Origin of the sequence: Paenibacillus chungangensis, from assembly GCF_042675905.1 — a bacterium.
GTDB lineage: Bacteria > Bacillota > Bacilli > Paenibacillales > Paenibacillaceae > Pristimantibacillus > Pristimantibacillus chungangensis.
The window spans coordinates 28,235-49,034 of the sequence record NZ_JBHTJZ010000024.1 but is presented as its reverse complement, the minus strand read 5'-3'; the positions used below and the strand labels follow the sequence as shown (position 1 = coordinate 49,034).

The 20,800-nt window shown below is 50.8% G+C and carries 15 protein-coding genes; 3 read left to right on the top strand and 12 right to left on the bottom strand.

Annotated features, from left to right (window positions below; translation table 11 throughout):
* Window positions 1-6 precede the first annotated feature (6 nt).
* The 4 genes from ACFQ2I_RS15205 to ACFQ2I_RS15190 all read right to left on the bottom strand — a co-directional run bounded on the left by ACFQ2I_RS15205 (window position 7) and on the right by ACFQ2I_RS15190 (window position 3,243).
* Window positions 7-966, bottom strand: coding sequence for a hypothetical protein (locus ACFQ2I_RS15205; protein WP_377565440.1), 960 nt, complete (start codon window positions 964-966; stop codon window positions 7-9).
* Window positions 959-1,456 (bottom strand): RNA polymerase sigma factor, encoded by a 498-nt coding sequence (locus ACFQ2I_RS15200; RefSeq protein WP_377565437.1) that lies wholly within the window; start codon window positions 1,454-1,456, stop codon window positions 959-961. Before ACFQ2I_RS15200 ends, ACFQ2I_RS15205 begins: the two co-directional genes overlap by 8 nt.
* Before the next feature lie 96 nt (window positions 1,457-1,552).
* Window positions 1,553-2,512, bottom strand: coding sequence for a DMT family transporter (locus ACFQ2I_RS15195; RefSeq protein ID WP_377565434.1), 960 nt, complete (start codon window positions 2,510-2,512; stop codon window positions 1,553-1,555).
* Between the two features lie 311 nt (window positions 2,513-2,823).
* On the bottom strand, window positions 2,824-3,243 hold the full coding sequence (locus ACFQ2I_RS15190; protein WP_377565431.1) for a DUF1801 domain-containing protein: 420 nt from the start codon (window positions 3,241-3,243) through the stop codon (window positions 2,824-2,826).
* A 194-nt stretch (window positions 3,244-3,437) separates the two neighbouring features.
* Here ACFQ2I_RS15190 and ACFQ2I_RS15185 point away from each other — a divergent pair, with 194 nt between their 5' ends.
* A complete protein-coding gene (locus tag ACFQ2I_RS15185) occupies window positions 3,438-3,983 on the top strand; it encodes a DUF1697 domain-containing protein (RefSeq protein ID WP_377565428.1) in 546 nt (181 codons plus the stop codon).
* Between the two features lie 160 nt (window positions 3,984-4,143).
* On the opposite strand, the gene ACFQ2I_RS15180 is transcribed toward ACFQ2I_RS15185, so the two are convergent.
* The 5 genes from ACFQ2I_RS15180 to ACFQ2I_RS15160 all read right to left on the bottom strand — a co-directional run bounded on the left by ACFQ2I_RS15180 (window position 4,144) and on the right by ACFQ2I_RS15160 (window position 11,869).
* On the bottom strand, window positions 4,144-7,017 hold the full coding sequence (locus ACFQ2I_RS15180; RefSeq protein WP_377565424.1) for a polysaccharide lyase family 8 super-sandwich domain-containing protein: 2,874 nt from the start codon (window positions 7,015-7,017) through the stop codon (window positions 4,144-4,146).
* Window positions 7,018-7,064: 47 nt separating this feature from the next.
* A complete protein-coding gene (locus ACFQ2I_RS15175; RefSeq protein ID WP_377565421.1) occupies window positions 7,065-8,261 on the bottom strand; it encodes a glycoside hydrolase family 88 protein in 1,197 nt (398 codons plus the stop codon).
* Between the two features lie 36 nt (window positions 8,262-8,297).
* Complete coding sequence (locus ACFQ2I_RS15170; RefSeq protein WP_377565418.1) at window positions 8,298-9,953, bottom strand: hypothetical protein; 1,656 nt, start codon at window positions 9,951-9,953, stop codon at window positions 8,298-8,300.
* Window positions 9,954-10,023: 70 nt separating this feature from the next.
* Entirely contained in the window at window positions 10,024-10,911 is an 888-nt protein-coding gene (locus tag ACFQ2I_RS15165) for a carbohydrate ABC transporter permease (RefSeq protein ID WP_377565415.1), read from the bottom strand.
* Between the two features lie 19 nt (window positions 10,912-10,930).
* Window positions 10,931-11,869: an ABC transporter permease gene (locus ACFQ2I_RS15160; protein ID WP_377566005.1), complete on the bottom strand. Its 939-nt coding sequence runs from the start codon at window positions 11,867-11,869 to the stop codon at window positions 10,931-10,933.
* 271 nt (window positions 11,870-12,140) lie between these two features.
* Between ACFQ2I_RS15160 and ACFQ2I_RS15155 the strand changes: the two genes are divergently transcribed.
* On the top strand, window positions 12,141-14,408 hold the full coding sequence (locus ACFQ2I_RS15155) for a helix-turn-helix domain-containing protein (RefSeq protein ID WP_377565413.1): 2,268 nt from the start codon (window positions 12,141-12,143) through the stop codon (window positions 14,406-14,408).
* Window positions 14,409-14,425: 17 nt separating this feature from the next.
* Here ACFQ2I_RS15155 and ACFQ2I_RS15150 read toward each other — a convergent pair whose 3' ends face one another.
* Genes ACFQ2I_RS15150 through ACFQ2I_RS15140 form a run of 3 tightly spaced genes read right to left on the bottom strand, consistent with a single transcriptional unit; the run spans window position 14,426 to window position 18,042 of the window.
* Window positions 14,426-15,565, bottom strand: a complete 1,140-nt coding sequence (locus ACFQ2I_RS15150) for a toxic anion resistance protein (protein ID WP_377565411.1) — start codon at window positions 15,563-15,565, stop codon at window positions 14,426-14,428.
* Between the two features lie 34 nt (window positions 15,566-15,599).
* A complete protein-coding gene (locus ACFQ2I_RS15145; protein WP_377565408.1) occupies window positions 15,600-17,297 on the bottom strand; it encodes a vWA domain-containing protein in 1,698 nt (565 codons plus the stop codon).
* 13 nt (window positions 17,298-17,310) lie between these two features.
* A complete protein-coding gene (locus ACFQ2I_RS15140; RefSeq protein WP_377566003.1) occupies window positions 17,311-18,042 on the bottom strand; it encodes a hypothetical protein in 732 nt (243 codons plus the stop codon).
* Window positions 18,043-19,253: 1,211 nt separating this feature from the next.
* Here ACFQ2I_RS15140 and ACFQ2I_RS15135 point away from each other — a divergent pair.
* Complete coding sequence (locus ACFQ2I_RS15135) at window positions 19,254-20,780, top strand: alpha/beta hydrolase family protein (protein ID WP_377565406.1); 1,527 nt, start codon at window positions 19,254-19,256, stop codon at window positions 20,778-20,780.
* Window positions 20,781-20,800: the final 20 nt, after the last annotated feature.

Genomic DNA, 20,800 nt, shown 5'->3' with positions numbered 1-20,800 from the left:
CTCGTCTCAGTTGTTTATGAATAGTTGTCCATATTGCTTCAGGAACGCCTCAGCCAGCACATACCTTCCATTGCCGATGGATGCCAGCTTTAATTCCGGTGCGACATACATATCAATGGAAGTGTTATCCTTCAATTGGAATGCAATCTTATACGATCGGCCCTCGGATTGCGCTCTGGCAAGCTTCTCCATATCTTCTCTTGTCAAATCATCCGCACTGCTGCTGGCGCTTATCGCCTCAATCCACTCCTTGACAGCTTGCTTCTCCACGAGCGAATGCAGCAGCTTGCTTCCGCTATGATTCATAATGTCTACCCGTTCGGCGAGCCGCTTCAGATCGGCCAACGCGATATACTCATTAGCCGGAATGATTCCTTCATCCGTTCTGCCGGCAAGCTGGGCGATATAATACTGCCCGTCCAGCTCCACTGCAAGGCGGAATCCGGTATCGTAGCCAGGCAGACGATACAGCGTTCCCCCTACAAGGTAGGTCGCCGCATAATCCTTGTTGGCATAGCCTTTCTTTCCGCCGCTTCCTAGATCTTCCAATACATCGAATTGGAGCGTACCTAACTCCTCCTTCGACTCCCGCATGAAGCCGGACAGATCGTAAGCGACACCTTGCTGCAGGAACGTATAACGATGTCCGTTATAGTTCATATACTTCTGTGGTCCCATCCTGTCCATTCCCCGGGTATGAACCCCTAGCACTGAAATTCCAACGACAGGCTGCGCATTCGCAGGCACAAGCTGCGGAATGACCGACTCTTGCTTGAAGAGGAGAGGAATGGCGAGAACGAGCGCGAGCATCGCGCAGCATGCGGCGGGAATCCCGAATCGATAGGCCGCTTTCAAGGGCGCCTTCTTCGGCGCTTCAGGCGCAAGTATGCGGTCAAGCATCCGCTCCTTCTGCGTCTCAGTCGGACCGATTCTCCCTAAGCGGGTGATCAATTCCTTCTCATTCATGCCGTTCACCACCTATCTGCAGCTTCAAGAGCTTCCTGCCTGTATGTAGCCTTGTGCGAATTGTGGCTTCCTTCGCGGAGAGCAGATCTGCAATCTCCTTCGTGCTATACCCTTCATAATAGAAGAGATAGATCGGGAGCCGATATTTCTCGGGGAGAGAAAGCACCTCATCGATCACTTCGTCATGTTTGATTTCCTCGGCTAGCTGCTTCTGGTCGCTCTCTTCCCAAGAGACCCGCAGCCGTCTCCACCAATTTTTGAGCATATTTTTGCAATGATTGCGGGCGGTCACAATGAGCCAAGCCTTCTCGTGCTCACTGTCGTGGAAAGCTTTGTCCGTCTGCATCAGCTTCAGGAAGACAGTCTGTGTTGCCTCTTCCGCATCCACAACATTTCGTAGCATCATGAAGCAGACCTTATAAATCGTGTCTGCATGACGTTGATAGATTTGAGTGATCTCCTTGCCCGTACGCTGCAAGGTATCCTCCATGCTGCTTTTCCCCCCCCCTTTATATGTAACACAATCCAACATGGCAAAATGTTTGATTTCATTTAAAAAAATTTCGAAACGTATCTGTAACAAGCTCTAGGATTTCTTTGGTACAGATTTTGGCATAGAAGCAATGACTGCAGGCTTTGACGGGATGCCCTCCTCCTTCGGTTGCCGCTCCAGCGTAATGCCCAGGAGTCCAGCCGCGATGAGGGACACGCCGAGCAGCTGCCACAGCGTAACCGTCTCGCCAAACATGAGATATCCGGTGACAGCAGCGCTCGCCGGAACGACATAGCGGTAAAAATTCGCCCGTGAAGCACCGATCCGCTTCATACCAATGTTCCAAATGATAAAGGCAAGAAATGTGCAGAAGAACACATTGTAGAACAAAACCGCCCAGACAGACACATCAAGCTCCGTCCACTTGACTGAGCTCCATGTCCCCCAAGTAAACGGAAGCAGAAAGATAACGCCGAATAAGGTTATCCACGCCGTAACGCGCAGCGGTGAATACTTTTCCATCAATGACATGTAAGACAAATTGTATACAGCCCCAAGCAGACTAATGCCGATTGCGATCATATTGCCCCACATATATTGCGATGAAAAGCTGAAGCCTTCCTTGCCACCGACAATAATGAACGTGACTCCTGCTACGGCCAGCACCCCGCCGATCGCGAGCACTCTCGTCACCTTTTCCTTGGTGAACAGCGGAGCGAGCAAGGCGGTGAATATCGGCCAGGGTGCGACATTCAACAACGATGCGTTGGCGATCGTAGTATATTTCACAGAATACATTACTGCGATTTCCAGGATCGTAACGCCGATGAAGCCGTACAGTGCAAGCTTCCATAGATCTCTGAGTGCAATACCAACACTGCCCTCCTTCCATCTCAGGAAGAGGAAGATCAAAGGAACGGTTAATCCAAAACGGAGAAATACAAACAGCTCAGGGGCGAATACGTCCATAGCCCACCGTGCGAGCCCAAAATTCACTCCCCATACCGCAGCGATAAAAGCTAACCCCAAATAGATGACAAATTTTTGATTCACAGCATTCCCTCATTCTTCTTTTTATGGCGGTATGAATGCGAGATCACTCGCATGAATCCTCAACCCATTCTACCAGAAGTTCAACAATCTGCGTGAACCATTTCACGAAGCGCTAATGGGAGTAATCCTTCAGCCAGTAACTATCCCAATATCGGGAGACACACATCGTTTCATCGGGTACAATAGCACAATATTCAAAAGTGGATTAAGAGCAAGCACCCCTCGCCAGAGGGTACGCAAAGAGTAAAAACCCGTCATCAGTCAATCTGATGACGGGTGGACGCCATACAGACGCTCGCTTATTGCGCGCATCAAGAACCATAGGTTTCCCTGAGAAACTTAACGGATTGTCGGATTAATGCCTTTAGAACTTCGACATCAATATCATCTACTTTGTTGATGTAGACGCAGGCTTTTCCTGCCGTGTGCTTCCCGAAGTGCTTCAGCAGTTCTTCTCGCTCCGTATCACCCGTCGCAAAATACAAACTGATCTTGGCTTTTCTTGGGGAGAAACCAACAAGCGGAGCGTCGCCTTCGTGCCCTGTAGCGTATTTATAATGATACGAACCGAAGCCGATGATGCTTGGTCCCCACATTTTCGCCGGATAACCGGTCGTTTCCGTGAAGATATCCAGCAGCCTGTAGGCATCCTCGCGCTTCCTGGGCTGCTCTACATTCTCGATAAATTCAATCACACTGTTATCATTTTCCTTGGTCTTCAACTCGTACATGCTTCATGCCCCCTTCTACGTTAGATCATTTCAATATTACTCGCCGTTCATCTCCTGCGATATACATTCTTTTACAACTACGTTACTATAAGATCAAGTCTTAACGACTACGCAGCTTGCCGCACACATGTGCAATGAAATTGCTTTCTCGTTGTATCTCAATTATACATGGAATATCGACAGGAGGGATATTGTTGGTCTATGTGGCTTTGCTGAGAGGGATCAATGTCGGCGGAAACAATAAAATTGATATGAAGCAGCTTAAAACAACGTTTGAACGTGTGAGCATGAATCATGTCAAAACTTATATTAATACAGGTAATATCATCTTCACGCAATCTTCATTGAGCAAAGATGAACTGGTTGCCGTACTGGAAGAAGCCATTCTCGCCGATTTCGGATTGCCTATACGAGTGGTGGTTCGAAGCCTGGATGAATTCAAGAATGTGATGAGCGCGTTACCGGATAGTTGGGTGAACGATCAGACGATGAAAAGTGACGTACTCTTCCTGTGGGACGAAGTGAATGACGAATCCGTTATGGAGCAATTGCCATTAAAGCCGGAGATTGACCGGGCCGTCTATGCTCCCGGAGCGGTCATCTGGTCGGTAGATCGTAATAACGTGACGAAGAGCGGCATGTCCAAAATTATCGGCACCAAGCTGTACAAGCTGGTTACGATCCGCAATGTGAATACGACTCGCAAAATTTATGAGCTGATGCAGGCGGCGGAGCAATAATCCACCTAAGCACATTCGCATGTTGTGACAAAGCCAGCGCCTGGCGTCACGCTCCCATCAGTTCGCATATGCTATTCAAGCAGAAGTAGTATGGAAAAAGCCCCATTCGCCAATGAATGGGGCAACAACAGCTAGCCGGATAACAAAGCAAAGCTTTCCACTAATATGCTATAACTAATTCCGGCTTATGATCGGCGCTTTCTCTTGTACTGAAATCCAGGTATTCCCCTTCATCACCATCACTTAACAGGACAAAGGAAACAATACCATCCGCCGTCTCTCCCTGCACAAATTCAGTAACGTCGAATTCATGGTAAGCAGGGATATTGTCTACGCCGGAAGAGGACAGCATGGCGGTAGCGGCAGACGGCGCATTATTCCAGGTGATGCCGTTCTCCGTCCAATTGTCCGCCGTCCCGTATGCTTTGACGGTTACAGGGAGCGTATCCGTCGCGTTTCTGCCGTGAATGCGCAGCTTGGCGGAACGGATCACAGCCCCGTCAGGCAGATTGAACTTCATATAAGTCTTGCGGCTGAAATCCGGATTCACGGCATCCTGGATCACCGTGAAGCTGGAGGAACCGTAATTGTTGTTGCCATGTACGCCTCCTCTTACATAAGCATCGGCGACAGGCAGCAGCGTCTCCGTCAGAGGCACCTCTACTTCGGGATTGTACTTGAATTTGACCGTATAGGTTTTCCCCCATGATTGCGTCGTGTCCACCGCCAATTTGATCGTCGGCGTAAACTGCTTGATCGAAACCTCGGGGTCATAGCTCTCAATGCACAGGCCAGCTCTCCCCAGCTCGACCGCCACTTCGTTTTGCAGCATCGTGGGATCGGACACCGCAATCGTCAGTTCATTGCCATTCTCTCTTATCATGACCGATGCAGGATTAGAGGATCGGATCGGTCCAACTGTCCCCGGACTCCAGAAGTTAGCGGCCGTCACCCCGGTATTCTTCTCATGGACGGCCTGCACATGGGCATTATTGGCCATAATTGTGATATCGGGATTAGCGCTGTAGCCGGATGTGGCAGCCGCGCTCTTGTTCGGCAGCAGAACATATGAATAGGAGGCATCGGCCGGATTTGTACCGTGATTCAGTGCCATGCTCAAGTAATTCCTTGTCAGAGGAGCAGGATCTCCACTGCTGTGAATCTGCTGCCAGCTACCCGTTCTCGCTTCGCGCAGGCCGTGCACCGTCGGAGATTGCGGGAAGTAGTAGCCGATGTCAGAATCTGCCGCATTCCCGGCCAGATGCGCCCAATCGGCATTGCTCATCGATTCTGACCAGTTCAGCAGCCCGGAGCGGACTGTTCCGTCAACGGTAAGCGTATTATCGCCAGCGGCATTCAGCATACGGTTGTCTACAATCGTCTCCACGTTGCGATTATCCGTACTCGTTATGCCTGCCCCTAGAGCGACGATCTCATCGTCGAACATGAACCATGATTTTTTGCCCGACAGACTGCTGTTATGGGGGTCGAGATCCATGCCTGCCGCGCCGTATTCATGATCGATGACAGAACCGCCAACCCAGGATTTCGTAGACGCATACCCCTGACCCCTGGTAGCGCCGTCCGAAGTCGTACCCGGCAAGCGATAAGCGTTCACCGTCGGCCAGAAGGCGTCCGTATACTGATTTAGATCATTATTGTACAAGTAGGTCATGCCCTCGCCGGTATACCAGCCCTTCAAGTTTTCTCCGTTAATGGACTCGTAATTGTATATGCGCGAAGACGACATACTGACTCCGAAGGCGAAGCCTGGCCTTAAGTGGACGATGCGATCCATCACCGAAAATTGCTTATGCAGGGTCAGATCTCCCCGAGGGGAGACAGATGCATCATCTGTAAGCGATTTCAATAATGCGATGTCGCTAATCCGCCGATTTTCATAAGGGTTGGCCAGCGTAGAGTCCGCTTCAATCCAGTATTTCACCATACTTTTGAATAACGCTGCCTGAGTAGGCGAAGCGCTTTCCGACAGGCGCAGGACATACATGTCCGGTCCTCTGTAGATTTTGGACCGTGCGATGCTTCTTCCCATAACGCCATGCATCACCAATCCCCGGTAGATATGAGGATCGAATACTTCCGTAACCCAGTCATATACATGGCTTAGGTTAGGATCGGTGATTGTCCACGTCGAGCCTTGGAGCACCATGGTCAGCTTGGTCACTCCGCCGAGCAGTCCGATGCCGTAGGAGCCAGTAGAGGGAACATAGTTATGCTGGATGAAGGAGCCATCCGAATAGAACCCGTCTCGGTCGCCATATGCCATATTGGCCTGCCACTTGCTGTAGGACACGTCGGGCAGTGCAGCGCTGACGGCATCCCGGCCTTGCGTAAGCTTGCCGCTGTCTTTGCCAACAATACCGCGAAGCATAAGGATAAGTGCCTTGTCCAGCCGATTAGCCCCCGTATCGACGGCTCCGACTCCCGGTGTGAAGTGGTCGACCGCAGCGCTGTAGTTCGCAATCTGAACAGCGGACAAGGAATCGTACATTAACGCCATAACATCGCCCAGAACAAGAGGGGCGCCAATGTCCCAATGCCAGTTGTTCCCGTACTTGGCGGTGGATTCGTTATACCGATTGGCGTACATCCAGTCCAGACCGCCGACAATGGCGCTCTCCAGAGCTGTATCCTGATATAGCGTCGATCCGACAGTCGAATAAGCGACAGCCATATCCCGCAGTCGGCTGTAATTGCTCGTCAGATGGCCGGAATTCGTCGTACTGGTCAAGTCGCTCCACAGATAAGTCCGCCCCGGACTTGTGTCCATTGTATCCCAAGCGCCCGTCCCTCCGGCGTTGGAAGCTTTATCCGTTATTGCCGTGATAGCGGCGGCAATATCGAGATCGGCGGGATTATACCCGCCGCCTCCCGTCAAGTAGTCCGTCCATTTTACCCTTAGCAGATCGTATTCATCAGAGGCGTATGCCGTCCGTTCAGACACAGGCACAAGAAGTGCCGAAATCATGCACATTAATAGCAACAAGCAGCTGGATTTCTTGAGTCTCTTCATTTGCTTGATTCCTCCTTTGATTCATGCGTCAGGATATTCGCAAGCATTTACCAGAATCTGTTGAATGGGCGAAGCACTCGCCACAGCGCCTCCATATAATAGTAATCTCCCCATACGCACGGCTCATTGATGCCATTGTCGATCCGGTACGCGTAGACGCCGCCCTTCAGCAAGGCGTTGGAGCTCTCTTCCTTCGTCGTCAGATACTTCCTGGTCAAGGATTCCAGCATCTTCAGCGCCGCACTCTCCAGAGTCCGCTTATAATCGTCGTATATAGGGAGTTGGGATGCCAGCTCCAGCATGCCGCAGATGGCAATAGACGCCGCAGAGGTGTCCCGCTGCGCATCATCTTCCGTATACGCCAAATCCCAGTTGGCGATCAGATCGTCCGGCAGCCGATTCAGGTAATAATTCGTCAGGCATTGCGCCGCTTCCAGGAAGCGGCGATCCTTCGTATAGCTGTAAGACAATGCGAACCCGTACATGGCCCAAGCCTGTCCTCTGGACCAGCAGGCATCCCATCCGCCCTTGCCCTGCGAAGCTTCCGGATCGCAGGTTAGCTCGCCTGTCCGGACATCGGCATGTCCATGCTGCACGACGGCGCCGTTATCCTGCACAAGCGCAATCAGGCTGTTCTTGGCATGCTGGTAAGCCATCTCTTGCCAATCCTTGTTCCCCGTCTCTTCCGCAGCCCAATACCACAGAGGAATGTTCATAAGACAGTCTACAATGAATATGCCGGTGAAGCGGTGCGACAGATCAGCCATATCTCCGCCGCGCTGAATAATGCCGGGAACGGGCCTGTACAATCGGGCGAGCCGATTCGCGGCTGCAATGGCTGTATCCCTGGCGGTCGTATCGCCGGTCAGCTTATAATCCGCTACGCAAGACGGCGTATACAGGAACCCGATATCATGGTGCTGCAGAACGACGTCTTGCTCCAGCCGTTTCTTGAAGGACTCACTATGAATTCGGCCCGACCGCAGGAATTGCTCATCCTCTGTCAGCGCATACGCGATCCAGATCATACCGCTCCAGAATCCGTTCGTCCAGTCTACATTGTCCTCAGGCCAGTAATTATTGTTCTTGCCGGCAGGGGATAAGAACTGGTCGGTATACTCGCCCAGATTCCCCCTCACTTTCTCCACACTGTAAGCAAGCGCTTCATCGAACAAGGCGCGCTCAGGCATCTTCATCGCTGCCCAATCCATGTTCAAAGGCTCGCATACGATAGATCGATTCATATTAAGCACCTCGCATGATTAGTGTAACCACGCCAATTAATTGGCGTTATTTTGCCGATCGAGCGCTTGCTGATAAATCTCGATATAGCGGCTCATTCCCATATCGTTCAGCTTCTTCAAGTACCCGTCCCAATCCTTCTCGACGCCGCCGTTGACAATCCACTTCGCCAGCATGCTGTCCGAATAAGAGATGATGTCCTTGCCCACTGTTGAAATCTCCTGGGATTCTTCAGCGCTCAGGAACACTTGCGGATACACTTCCTCAGGGAAGTAATCCAGGTAGAGCTTATCGTATTCCGCCTTCTCCGCCGCAACCGCAGTCGCCTCGCTCAGGCGCTTCGAATTGCTTTCTGTCATGAACACGATTCGCGATTGATTGCCTGGCGTATTCGTGCTTTCTACTGGATTCGTGAAGTCCAGATGACGCAGCAGCTTCACTTTGTTGTCGCTCGTCTTCTCTAGATAGTCGCCAAATCGTCCCGAATTGGCCATCTGCATTTGGATATCATCGCTAAGGAGATGATCTGCCCACCGGATGAGAAGCTCTTTGTTTTGTGCTGCATTCGTAATGACGAAGGAGCCGCGGTTCGACAATCCACTCTTGATCTTGCGCCACTGCCGATCGCCGCTCGGCCCAGCCAGCGGTCCGATCGCGATGTAATCGCCCATCTCTTCCGGCTGATTAACCCATGCTGTGCTGCGCCAGCCCTGGAATACGCCAACGATGCGGGGAACCGTCTTCACCTTGGCGCCGAAGCTTCTGCTGTCCTGGGTAAACACTTCTTTATCGATCAGGCCCTCGGAGTACAGTCTGTGCAGATAGGCGGCCGCCTCCTGCAGCTCCGGCTTCGCATAGGTATAGATCGCCTTGCCGTCCTCCAGTCCGATATGCGTCTTGAAGTCGGTGTCCATCACGCCGAAGGTGCCCAGAATATCGACGAAGTAGCCGAAGTCCTTACCCACGGCGTAAGGAATCTCATCCGCTTTCCCGTTGCCGTTGAGATCGTTGTCCTTGAACGCTCTCAGCATTTCCTCGAATTGCTCTGTCGTTGTCGGAGGTTCCATTCCCACCGCTTCCAACCAGCTCTTATTGACGAATAGCGGCGCATCCACCTTCGGCAGCTGCCAGTCGTCATTGAAGGAAGGAATCGCGTAAATATGACCGTCGGGCGCTGTAATTTGCTGCTTCAGCTCCGGATATTCCTGGAATGCCTTCTTCAGATTAGGCGCGTGCTCTTCAATCAGATCCTCCAGCGGAATAATAAGTCCGCTGGCGCCGTAATTCAATAGCTCCACATCTGTCAGGATACCATTCCCGACATAGGCCTCCGGCAGCTCGTTGCTCGCGAATGCCAGTCCCTTCTTCTCAGGCCATTGGCTCTTGTTGACATCCTGAAAGTCGATATGCACATTCGTCTGCTCCTCAATCTCTTGCCACAGCACAACATCCTTGCTGGCCGGAGCCCCGTCCACGACAACCGTCCCGATTTTAAGCGTCACCGGCTCATTGGACAGCGGAAGCGTTCCCGCTTCAGGCAATGTGCTTGCCGACGGCTTTGCGCTTTCATTCCCCTTCTGACCAGCATTCGCTTCGTTTTGACCCCCGTTTTGCACACCGTTTTGACCGCCCGAACAGCCTGCCAGCAAGACAAGCAGGGCAACCGATGCGACTCCCATTCTTGTTTTGTTCATGTGTGATCCTCCTATATGCTATTCGCTTAAGAAACCTTGTCTTCAATGAAGACGCCGTTTCGAGAAGCCGCTAGGCTTTAACTGAGCCGATCATTACGCCTTTCACAAAGAACCTCTGTACGAACGGATAAACGACCAGAAGAGGAATCGTTGTAATAATAATTAGCGCGTATTTCATCTGCTCGATTTCATTTTGCTGACGGACCAGATCCTCCGTACCCGTCACCAGATCCGCTTGCACCGTGCTTTGAATCAATATACCCCGCAGAACAAGCTGCAACGAGAATAAATTAGAATCATTCAAATACACCAATGAGGTGAAGAAATCATTCCAATGCTCTACCCCGTAATAAAGGAACAGCACCGCAAGAATAGAGCCCGATAGCGGCAAAATGATGCGGAAAAAGTAAGTAAAGTGGTTGCAGCCATCGATTTGCGCCGCTTCATAGAGCTCTTCGGGTATCGACCCTTGAATGAAGGTACGGGCGATGATGACATTAAATATACTGACGGCGTTGACCAGAATCACTGCCAGCCATGAATTGTAGAGCCCAAGGCTCTTCACGAGCAGGAAGGTCGGGATTAAACCGCCGCTGAAAAACATGGGAACCAGCAAGTAAAACGTCAGCAATCGCTTGCCGTAGAACCGCTTGCGGCTTAATGTATAAGCAATGCCCATCGTCAGGAAAACATTGAGAATCGTGCCGACAATCGTGTAGAATACCGTATTCCGATAACCGATCCACACCTGCGTATAAGCGAATACTCTCTCGTAGCCGCTAATCATAAATCCTTTCGGCCAAAAGCTTAACGCTCCGCTATTTACATAAGTAGGGTCCGATACGGAAGCGATGATGATAAAATAAAGCGGATACAGTATGATGACCACAATAACCGACAACAGGGCGTAGTTCATCCAGTCGAAATATCGATCTGCCGATATATATTTCTTATTCATTGCGTGACCAGCCTTTCTCCTACCATAAGCTTGAGTTCGATACGCGGCGAGCGAAGTAATTGACGCCGAACAAGAGCACAATATTGATCAAGGCATTAAATAACCCGACAGCCGTCGAGAAGCTGTATTGCGCTTGAATCAATCCCACTTTGTAAATATAAGTGGAGATAATCTCCTGAGAAGCTTCCGTCAGCGGATTTTGCATCAAGTAGACTTTATGAAAACCTACATTCAACAATTGTCCCACATTCAGAATGAGCAGAATAATCGCCGTCGGCATAATGCCGGGAATATCGATATGAAGAATCTGCTTCCACTTGCTGGCGCCATCCACCTTGGCCGCTTCATACAATTCCGGACTGATGGAAGCCAGCGCAGCCAGGTAGATAATGCTGGACCATCCCATATTCTGCCATATGCCCGACAAGACGTAGATCGTTTTAAAGTAAGCAGGTTCGCCCATGAACAGAATCGCTTCTCCTCCGAACGCCACAATCAGATGATTAATGAAGCCGGATCGCGGCGACAGGAATAGCGTAACCATACCAACGAGTACAACGATAGAAATAAAGTGAGGCGCGTAGGTGACAGTCTGGACAAACGATTTGAATCGTTTGTTTCTTGTCTGGTTCAGCAGAAGCGCCAATAGAATAGGAACAGGAAAGCCTACGATCAGCTGATATAAACTGAGGCCGATCGTATTCTTAATTAGCGGCCAAAACTGGTATAGGTTGAAAAACCGCTCAAAGTGCTGAAACCCGGCCCACGGGCTGCCCAGTATGCCTTCCAGCGGATTGTAATTCTTCAAGGCAATCGTGACGCCGTACATGGGAATATAGTGAAAAATAAATAAATAGGCAACGGCTGGAAGAGCCAATAAATAGAGCTGATAATCGCGAATCATCTTTCTCCAAGGTGATGCCTTTACGATAACGGGGCCGGCTTTCCTCCGTATCATAGTCATGTCTGTGTGTGCCACATGCACTGCCTCCTTTTATGCTCTGCTGTCATGCCATTAACAATACTAGAAGCGCTTACACGATGTATATATGCACTTTCCCTCCGGAGTACACACCTTCACTTTCGCTGCAACGACGCCGTTTCCCGGGCTTTTCAGTCAATCAATATGCATTTCATCGCAATATGCACTTTTATCATTTGGCGTTGCAGCTTCACTAAGAATGCTATAATAACACGAGAGATAGCAGCATCAAGAGGGGGATCACGCATTGAAAAAACAGAGAACCGTGAGGACCGGCAGTTTGTATGTCAAACATCTTGTTTCCTATATTGCCATCTTGCTTGTCCCATTTCTAATTTTGGGAGGACTCATCTATTTCTACTTTATCAACATTATCAAGCAAGATATTCTAGCAGCCAATCTAACGCAGCTGGAACGAACGCAGGATGATATAGATGATAAGGTGCGGCAAATTCGGATTATTACGAATCAACTATCCATCAATCAACATTTAAAGCCGTTCTTGTTTCTCGATGATCCATTGCATTCCACCATTGTTGTGGAAGAATTGAAAGAATATAAAGTTACCCATGATTTTATATCCGATATTTTATTGTATCATCGCGGCGACGACTACATTTATACATCTACCGGCTCCAATTCGCTATCCATGCTTCTTTCAAGTATTTATCGCTATGAGAATTGGTCTATCGAAGATTTCACAGAGAAATTGAACACGATCGCTAAACCTGAAGTTCGGGCAACGGACGTGGTGGATAGAAATGACAATTCGGAGCCGATGAAGCACGTCACTTTTCTATCGCCATTGTCGTATAACGGATTCAAGGCTACTCGAACCGTGCTGTTCCTCGTTCCCGAACAAGCCTTCCATAGTGTGCTAGCCACTTCGATGCAGCATTACAATGGCAATACGGCCGTTTTCGATGAACAGGGCAACATTGTAAGCGCTTTATCAAATGCTTCATACCTTCAGTCCGATCAATTTCGCCATGCGCTGCAGCAATCTGTATCCGGTACGAACAGAACCTTGACGCTCGACGGAAGAGACTATCTGTTCTCTTACTTGAAGTCTGAAGATACCCGTTGGACTTATATGACCCTTGTACCCGTAAGTGAGGTTATGCAGAGAATTACATCATTAAAGCTGCTGTTTATTTTTGTATTGTGCTTCATTCTTGTCATTGGCGGAGCGATCATCTATTACTTGATGGGAATGAACTACCGCCCCATTCGCCGCCTGAAGCAATATGCCGATGGGATATGGAGCGATCACACGCCGAGAAGCAATGAATTGGAAAGCGTTCAGCATGCGATTGCCTATTTGAACAATCAGAATACGGAGCTGCATGCCAGAATTGAGGATGGGGCGGTAGCGGCGAAGGAATACTTTCTGTTCCAAGTATTGAAGGGGAAGTTCGGAACGCTGGAGCAATTGCGAGACAGTGCGAAGGAAATCAATCTGACGATCACTAAGCCATGGCTTCGCGCCGTCGTCTTTCAACTGGGTCACAATGGAATGCCGGATATCGACGCCGTATTGACTGCTATTGAGCATGCGCTGCCTGATGAGCTTGAAGGATACGCTAGAGATCACACGGATCAAAATAAACTCGTATTGGTGCTGGCAAGCGAAGAAAGAGATGACGCTCGCCTGAGTGACGTCTTCTCCGGGATTCAGGAACAATTGCTGGAACGATTCCAGCTTCACACGACCGTCGGCATTGGCACTGCCTATAGAGACGTTCATCTCATTCCCCGTTCCTACATAGAAGGCATGTCTGCCGTTGATTACAGGCTCGTCAAGGGGACGGGGCGCGTCATCTTCTGGCAGGAGTGCGCTTCTGACGCGTTCAACCTGGACGCATACCCGCAGCTTGCCGCAGAGAAGCTCAAGCTATATATTCGACAAGGCGACATTGATGAGATCGAGCAGGTGCTGCAGTCGATCATTCACTTCCTCAAGCATGAACGTCCGTCCCTGTTCATCGTCAAGCTGATCGGATTCGAAATGATAAGCGCCGTCATGCAGACGATCAAAGAGTTGAACAAACAGCAATATCATATCCCCTTGGATTACCCCGATGTGTTCCTTCTTGCGGAATACGAATCGGTCGAAGAGCTTGTGGAGATGGTCAAACGATTGAGCCGGGATATTAGCGAGTCGCTCGAAAAAATAAAAAGGGGCCATAATGGCACCCTTCTGGACAATATACTGGGTTATATTCAAGAGCATTATATGGACTACGACTATTCGGTTCAGCAAGTAGCGGAGCACTTCCACATGTCGCAAGCCAGTCTGAGCCAGCTGTTCAAAGAACAGACCGGCACCAGCCTGCTGGACTATGAAATCCAGCTAAAGCTGAATAGAGCCAAGCAATTGCTCGTCACCAGCAAGCTTCCGCTTAAGGATATCGCAACTGAAGTCGGCTATTTCAACGTAAACAGCTTCATCCGAAGATTCAAGCAAACGATCGGAATCACGCCGGGCGAATACAGAAAACAACACCAGCTATGAGGGGGATGCAAGGCAAGCTATAGACCCATCCGCTGCCCCTTCTCCAGCCGCTGGATCTGCACTTCGCCGGCATCGGCCAGCTCCCGGAACTGAAGGATCGTATCGCGCATGCGGGGAAGCGCCTCCTGCTTGTAGGTGCTGATCGAGTCAAGCGCGGACATAACGTCCGTGAACGCTTGCTTCAGCGTCTCGACAGAGATGCTGGTCTCCAGCGACTGCTTGTGGATGGCCGCTCCCTGCTCCTTCAGCATTCTGGAGGTGCTGCTGATCAGATTGTCCGTCGTCTGATTCAGCATCTCGATTTTCTTCAACACAATGCTCTGATTATACAGTGCGCTGGCTACGGTGACCGCAATGCGAAGCGCGGAGACTGTGACATTCCTTGCTCTGTCCACGCCTCTAATGAGCTCCTTGTTATTGCGCATGACCACCTCGATCGCCATAATCCCCTGCTGGTTGACTACCTGCATCTGCTGCAGATCCATGACGCGTTGTCTGAGCGGGAACAGCACCTCTTCCGTAATGAAGCGGATGCGATCCTCCGATTCCTGGCGCTGCTTGGCCGCCTCGACCTGCGCTTCGATCTCCGCATCCATAATGGAGCCGAGCCGCACCTCCTTCTCCAGCTTCTTCGTCAGCTCCCTGAGCGCCTGCTGCTCGAATTCCAGCGTCGTATTATCGTTCTTCAAGACGGACTTCCCCTTCTCCAGAGAGACGATAATATCGGAGATGACGGAATCCGCCTTCTGATACTTGGCGAAATATCTGCGCATCGGGTTGAACAGCTTGCCCAACAGGCCGCTCTTGGCGAAGTCAATGATACTGGGGTCCAGATCCTTCAGCTGAATATTCAGCTCTGTCAGATCCTTGGCGACCTGCCCGCCTTCATCGCCCGCCTTCGACAGATTGCCGACGGACACTTGCAGAAGCGAATTTTTATCAGAGGAGGAACGCAGCGTGCCCATGCCGAAGCTGTCGATCGACTGCAGCACGGACTTCCGCTTCTCCAGCGATTCCATATCCAAGTCCAATATCGCCGCCACGTTGCTCTGCGCCAGCTCTCTTAGCTGCGACACCTCCTCCGGCTCCGGCTGCACCTGCTCGGCAATCGCCGACCTGATCTTCTCCTGGCTTGCCACTTCCATTGTGAACGTCATCTTCTGTACCCCTCCTTATGATCGTGACCGACCGTTACATCTGCACATTGAGAAGATTGCCGATCTTGTACACGACATCTTCCGTGTCGGCGTTGATGCTGGCTGCCTCATTAATGCTGGAAATACTCTGTAGCGCTTGTATGTTGGCGTTGTAGCCGATCGTATAGACCGGTATGCGATACGCTTCGATCAGATCTCGAATGTCGTTCAAGGAATGTCCTTCGTTCGTCTCCCCGTCGCTCAGGACGAATATAAGCGGCTTAACGTCAGGATTGACCGCCATCTCCTCCTGCAGCATCTTCATAGCGACGACAATCCCGTCGAAGGTGGCGGTTCCCCCACCGGCTTGCAGACTGTTGATCGCGCCGACGAACATGGACTGCTGGTTCGTATCGTACTTCCCGATCGGCAGATTGATCGTCACATCATTAGCATAGGAGAGAAATCCGATGCTGTTGTCGCGGCCCAGATACTTCTGTCCCGTCAACAGTGACTGCTTCAACCGATGGAGCGGCTCGCCGTCCATGCTGCCCGACACATCGGCCACGAATACGGCGACGACCGGCTTGTTCCCGTTCTTCTTCTCCTTCCAGAGCTTCTGCGCAGCCGATAGCGTATTGCCGTCAACCGTCTCCAGCTCCGCCATGTACTCCTCGTGTCCGTTGAAGCCCATCTCTTCCGCTTTCCGCTGGTAGGCGTCTTCGGCAGCGAACGCGGCGAATGCGGCAATGATCTCTGCCTTCTCCTTCGGCAAGTCGCCAAGCGCATAGAGCGGGCTGTCATGCCGCACGCCGAACGGCGTGAATACGTAGCCCCCCTTCATATCCGCTGCGTTCATGTAAGACTGATATTCCATGACGAAGGCGTCCAGCATGCCCGTCTTCGCCGCATCTCTCATCTGAAGCGTCGTGGAAGCGATGAACGGCACATTCGCCTGGAATTTCTCGAACCCTTGCACGGCTTGCTCTCCCAGCAGATTAGAGCTGTCGAATGTGGCCAGCGCCGTCACCAGGAAGTTCAAGCCTGTCGAGCTGGCGAACGGGTCCGTATAGCCCATAGCAAGCTCATTGGCCGCAATTGCATCCGTTATCGTCTTTACATTCAGAGAGCCGTATTTATCGATCAGCTCATCGTATTTCGCTTTCTTCGCCACTATCCCTGTCACATTGCCGACAAGCCGCTTCGTCACCAGCTCGGTCTTTATCCCCTGTGCCTTCACCATCTCCCCCCAATATTCGTTGGAAGGCGAGAAGGCATCCGGCACATACTTGCCTGACCTTATGTAATCGGCAGCGGTACCGGAGGCGATGCTGCGTATTTTGACAAAAGCGATGTTGCCGTTCACCTCAATGCCGGACTGGTTGAAAGCCTGTGCCACTTCATTCAGCCAGCCGTCGGTCCCTGATCCGGATTTCTCCGTGGAGGAGAAGATTTCCACATAGTGAGCCGTTGCCGGCTCCACCGATACGGGAAACTTCGCAATATCCGGCAATGAATCGCCGACGGATACGGGATCGATATCGATCTGTCCTTTTATCGGTTCTGCATTGGACACATGGATGTTCTTATATAGCTTATTCAATTGGTTATCCGCATTTTCCGCTGTAATCTCTGTCTTGGATTTGCCCAGGTCGGACGTCAAGCTGATGCCGACATACACAAGACCGAACACAACGACTGCGATCAGCAGCATTGTGATGAACGTTTTCCCTGATTTCCCTCTGCTGGCCATTTCCATCTCCCTTTCATGCCTGATAATATTTCGTCTGCTTGATTAGTGCGTCAATCTCCTTCATGCATGCCATATTCTCGACATCCCGATAATCCATGCTGTCCAGCCGCGCGATCTCAAGCAGCAGCTTGTCGAGCTTCAGCAGGATGCTCTCATTCGCATCCAGGTAGCCGGATACCGCCGACATATAGGAAGCATAAAGCTCCCGCTTCTCATGCAGAAGCTTGCTCGAGAAGCGATTGGGCAATTCCCCGCTCGCAAGCCTGGAGAACTCCGAAGCATCGAATACGCCCAACTTGTTCAGCATGCTTCTGCAGTTGGCATAGAACAGCTTCTCCACTTCCGCAATGACAGCGGTGAACTTCCTATAGCTAAGCTCTTGCGGCTGGAAGCGCTGGCTCAGCACCTCCATCAAGGCCCCTTTCTTCCTCACTATTCGCTCTAATTGATCCAATGCCAGCACGATCTCCTTCGCCAACGGCTTGACATCTCTGTAGCGTTCCAGTGCGGCCGCATAGTCCTCATGCGACTGAATATGCTGTACCGGCACGATAGCGGTTGGCTTCGTCAGCACGTAGCTGCCATATAAGAGGACAATGAGGCTCATAATGAGTACAGTCGCAGCGAAAGCGGTCTCAATCGCGCTGTCCCCGCCCAATCGCACCCCCAGCAGTCCTGGCGACAGGACGATGACATTCACAATCGTGGTGCCGACGACCAATCCCGCCAGTTTCAGCCATTTCATGGCACCCACCCGTACACACCTCCTTCGCTATGACTTAACTTATTTTTTGATTTCAAGGGGTATGCTTTTGTCTGCCAAGTTTTCCTCATACTACCGTCAGCTTCCCCTTGTTAGTACGCAGCAATTATGTCATTTGTTTCAAGTAGTTGGAAGGTCTTGTACTATTATACAAGCCAAAAAATGTCCTGTTGCTTACCCCGCATTTCATCTATGTGCTATTCTCTATAGCCGCCTAACCGACTACTCCCTCGCTTCAAGCTTTCCGCCATCCTTTTCTTTTCTCGCACTGCATGCCGGGACGAAAAAGAGCCGTTGCAATTGTCGCATTTGCAAAGGCTCTCTTCCAAACGATTGGTTACTCCATTATTCGTGCGGGCAATTTGAATCTAAAGACTCGCACTCAGGAAGGTGTTTGGAATTCATACAAACTACCGCGCCTCGATGCTCCATCCGTCACTTTTGTACGATTTTTCATACAACTCCACTGTCAGACGGTGCATTTTTGCCACATTTGTATGATTTTTCATACAAACTACCGCGTCTCGACGCTCGATCCGTCACTTTTGTACGATTTTTCGTACAACTCCACTGCCAGACGGTGCATTTCTGCCACATTTGTACGATTTTTCATACAACTCAACTGCCAGACGGTGCATTTCTGCCACATTTGTACGATTTTTCATACAAACGACCGCGCCTCGACCCTCGATCCATCACTTTTGTACGATTTTTCATACAACTCCACTGCCAGACGGTGCATTTTTGCCACATTTGTATGATTTTTCATACAAACTACCGCGTCTCGACGCTCGATCCATCACTTTTGTACGATTTTTCATACAATTATTAATTGAACATGCTACTTGGTGTTGTATGAGTTCAGATCGATTTTCACGCCTAAATGCTCCGCTTCGTAATTGTCTATAAGGTTACGCAGCATTTGATGCTTCGGATCGGACGGGTCCTGGTAAATATTATGAAACGTGCTCGCCGATTTCTATTACTCTTCATTTCCTCTCCCCTTTGAATGGATATGAACTCATTATGCCTATGTTGTTACACTCAACAACCCAGTTCTTCAGGAAATAAATAATGTTTACTTTTTATAGGAGACAGAGGGAGCAGTAAGAAACAAGTAAGATTCGTGACATAAAAAAGATAATCCTCCCTACTAAAATGGCATTAATACATCAATGAGAGGATGATTCCACTTGAGAATATTCGAATGGCTGCTGCTCGCCAGCAATATCGGTTATCTGGCTTTCCTGCTGGCAGCGAAGCATAACCGCCGTCTCCATCTGCTGATTGCCGGCAGTGTGAGCGCCCTGCTACTAGTCCTGCATCTGACGCTGGAAGGCTACCGCATTCACCTAATCGTGCCTTACCTGTTCACAGCAACCGCTATTGCATTGGCAACAGCGGACTATATGACGGGGAAAGCGCGCAGGCGATTATCCAAGGCTCTGACGATCCCCTTCTACACGATCGTCTCGCTGCTGCTGCTCAAGACCGGCTTGCTGCTGTATGCCTTCCCGGTCGTGAAGATGCCTGATCCGACAGGACAATATGCGATTGGAACGGAGCAATTCCACTGGATTGACGAGGCGCGCGAAGAGACGTTCGACGACGCAACCGAAGGCAAGCGTGAGCTGATCGTTCAGCTCTGGTATCCCGCAGAGCGGACAAGCGGTCAGCCCGAGCTCTTCTTCCCGGACATGGCCCGGATGTCGCAGAGTGAGCAGATTGCAGAGATGCTGGGCAGCCTGAAGGGACCGGTCGAAGCGTTCGGCGACTATCTGAAATATATCCCAAGCCATTCCTACATGAGCGCGGAGGTTGCCGGCGATCAGGTCGCTTACCCTGTCATCATCCTCAACCACGGCTTCGGCACAACCAGGCACTTCCATGTCTCGCAAGCGGAGGAGCTGGCCAGCCACGGTTACATCGTCGCTTCCATCGACCATACGTATAGCACATTCGCAACCTTCTTTCCGGATGGCCGAGTCACGACGAACACCACCTCCAAGCTGGGCTTCGACATCGCGACGCTGGATCGAATCAGCCAAGTATGGACGGAGGATGTGACGTTCGTGCTGGATCAATTGGAGAAGCTTCAGTCCGGCGAGATCGCCAGCGAAGTGGCCGGCAAGCTCGCGCTTGCTCATATCGGCGTATTCGGCCATTCCTTCGGCGGCGCGACCGCTTACGATTCGGCATTTGATGAGAGGATTCAAGCTTCCATTAACATGGACGGTCCGCTGTTCAGGAAGCGTGAGGAGGCGGCACTGGACAAGCCATTCATGTTCATGCTGTCCGATGAAGTCTATCAGAATCAGAAGAAGCTTGTAGAACAGGACGCGTTCACCGACGAAGAGCTGGACAAGCTGGGGGCTACTCGAGAGGAATACGAATCGCATCGGGCGGAGTTCGAGCTGGACCTGGCGCATCTCAAGCAGCTTGCGCAGAACGGCGCGTCTGTCCTGTATGTAGAAGGCACGAAGCATTATAACTTCTCGGATGCCCAGCTTATCTCTCCTGTGCTGAAGTATATCGGGTTGAACGGGGACATTGCTCCGAAGCGCTCTGACGGGATTGTGAAAGCATATATTCTCGACTTCTTCAATCAGCATCTGAGGGGAGAAGGCGGCGGACTCTCGGCAGGACCTGACGCCAGCTATCCGGAAGTAAAGTTCGTGCCGGAGATGTATGCAGAATGGGAACCGGCTTCCCGGAAATAAGGTGAAGTTAGGCAAAAGCC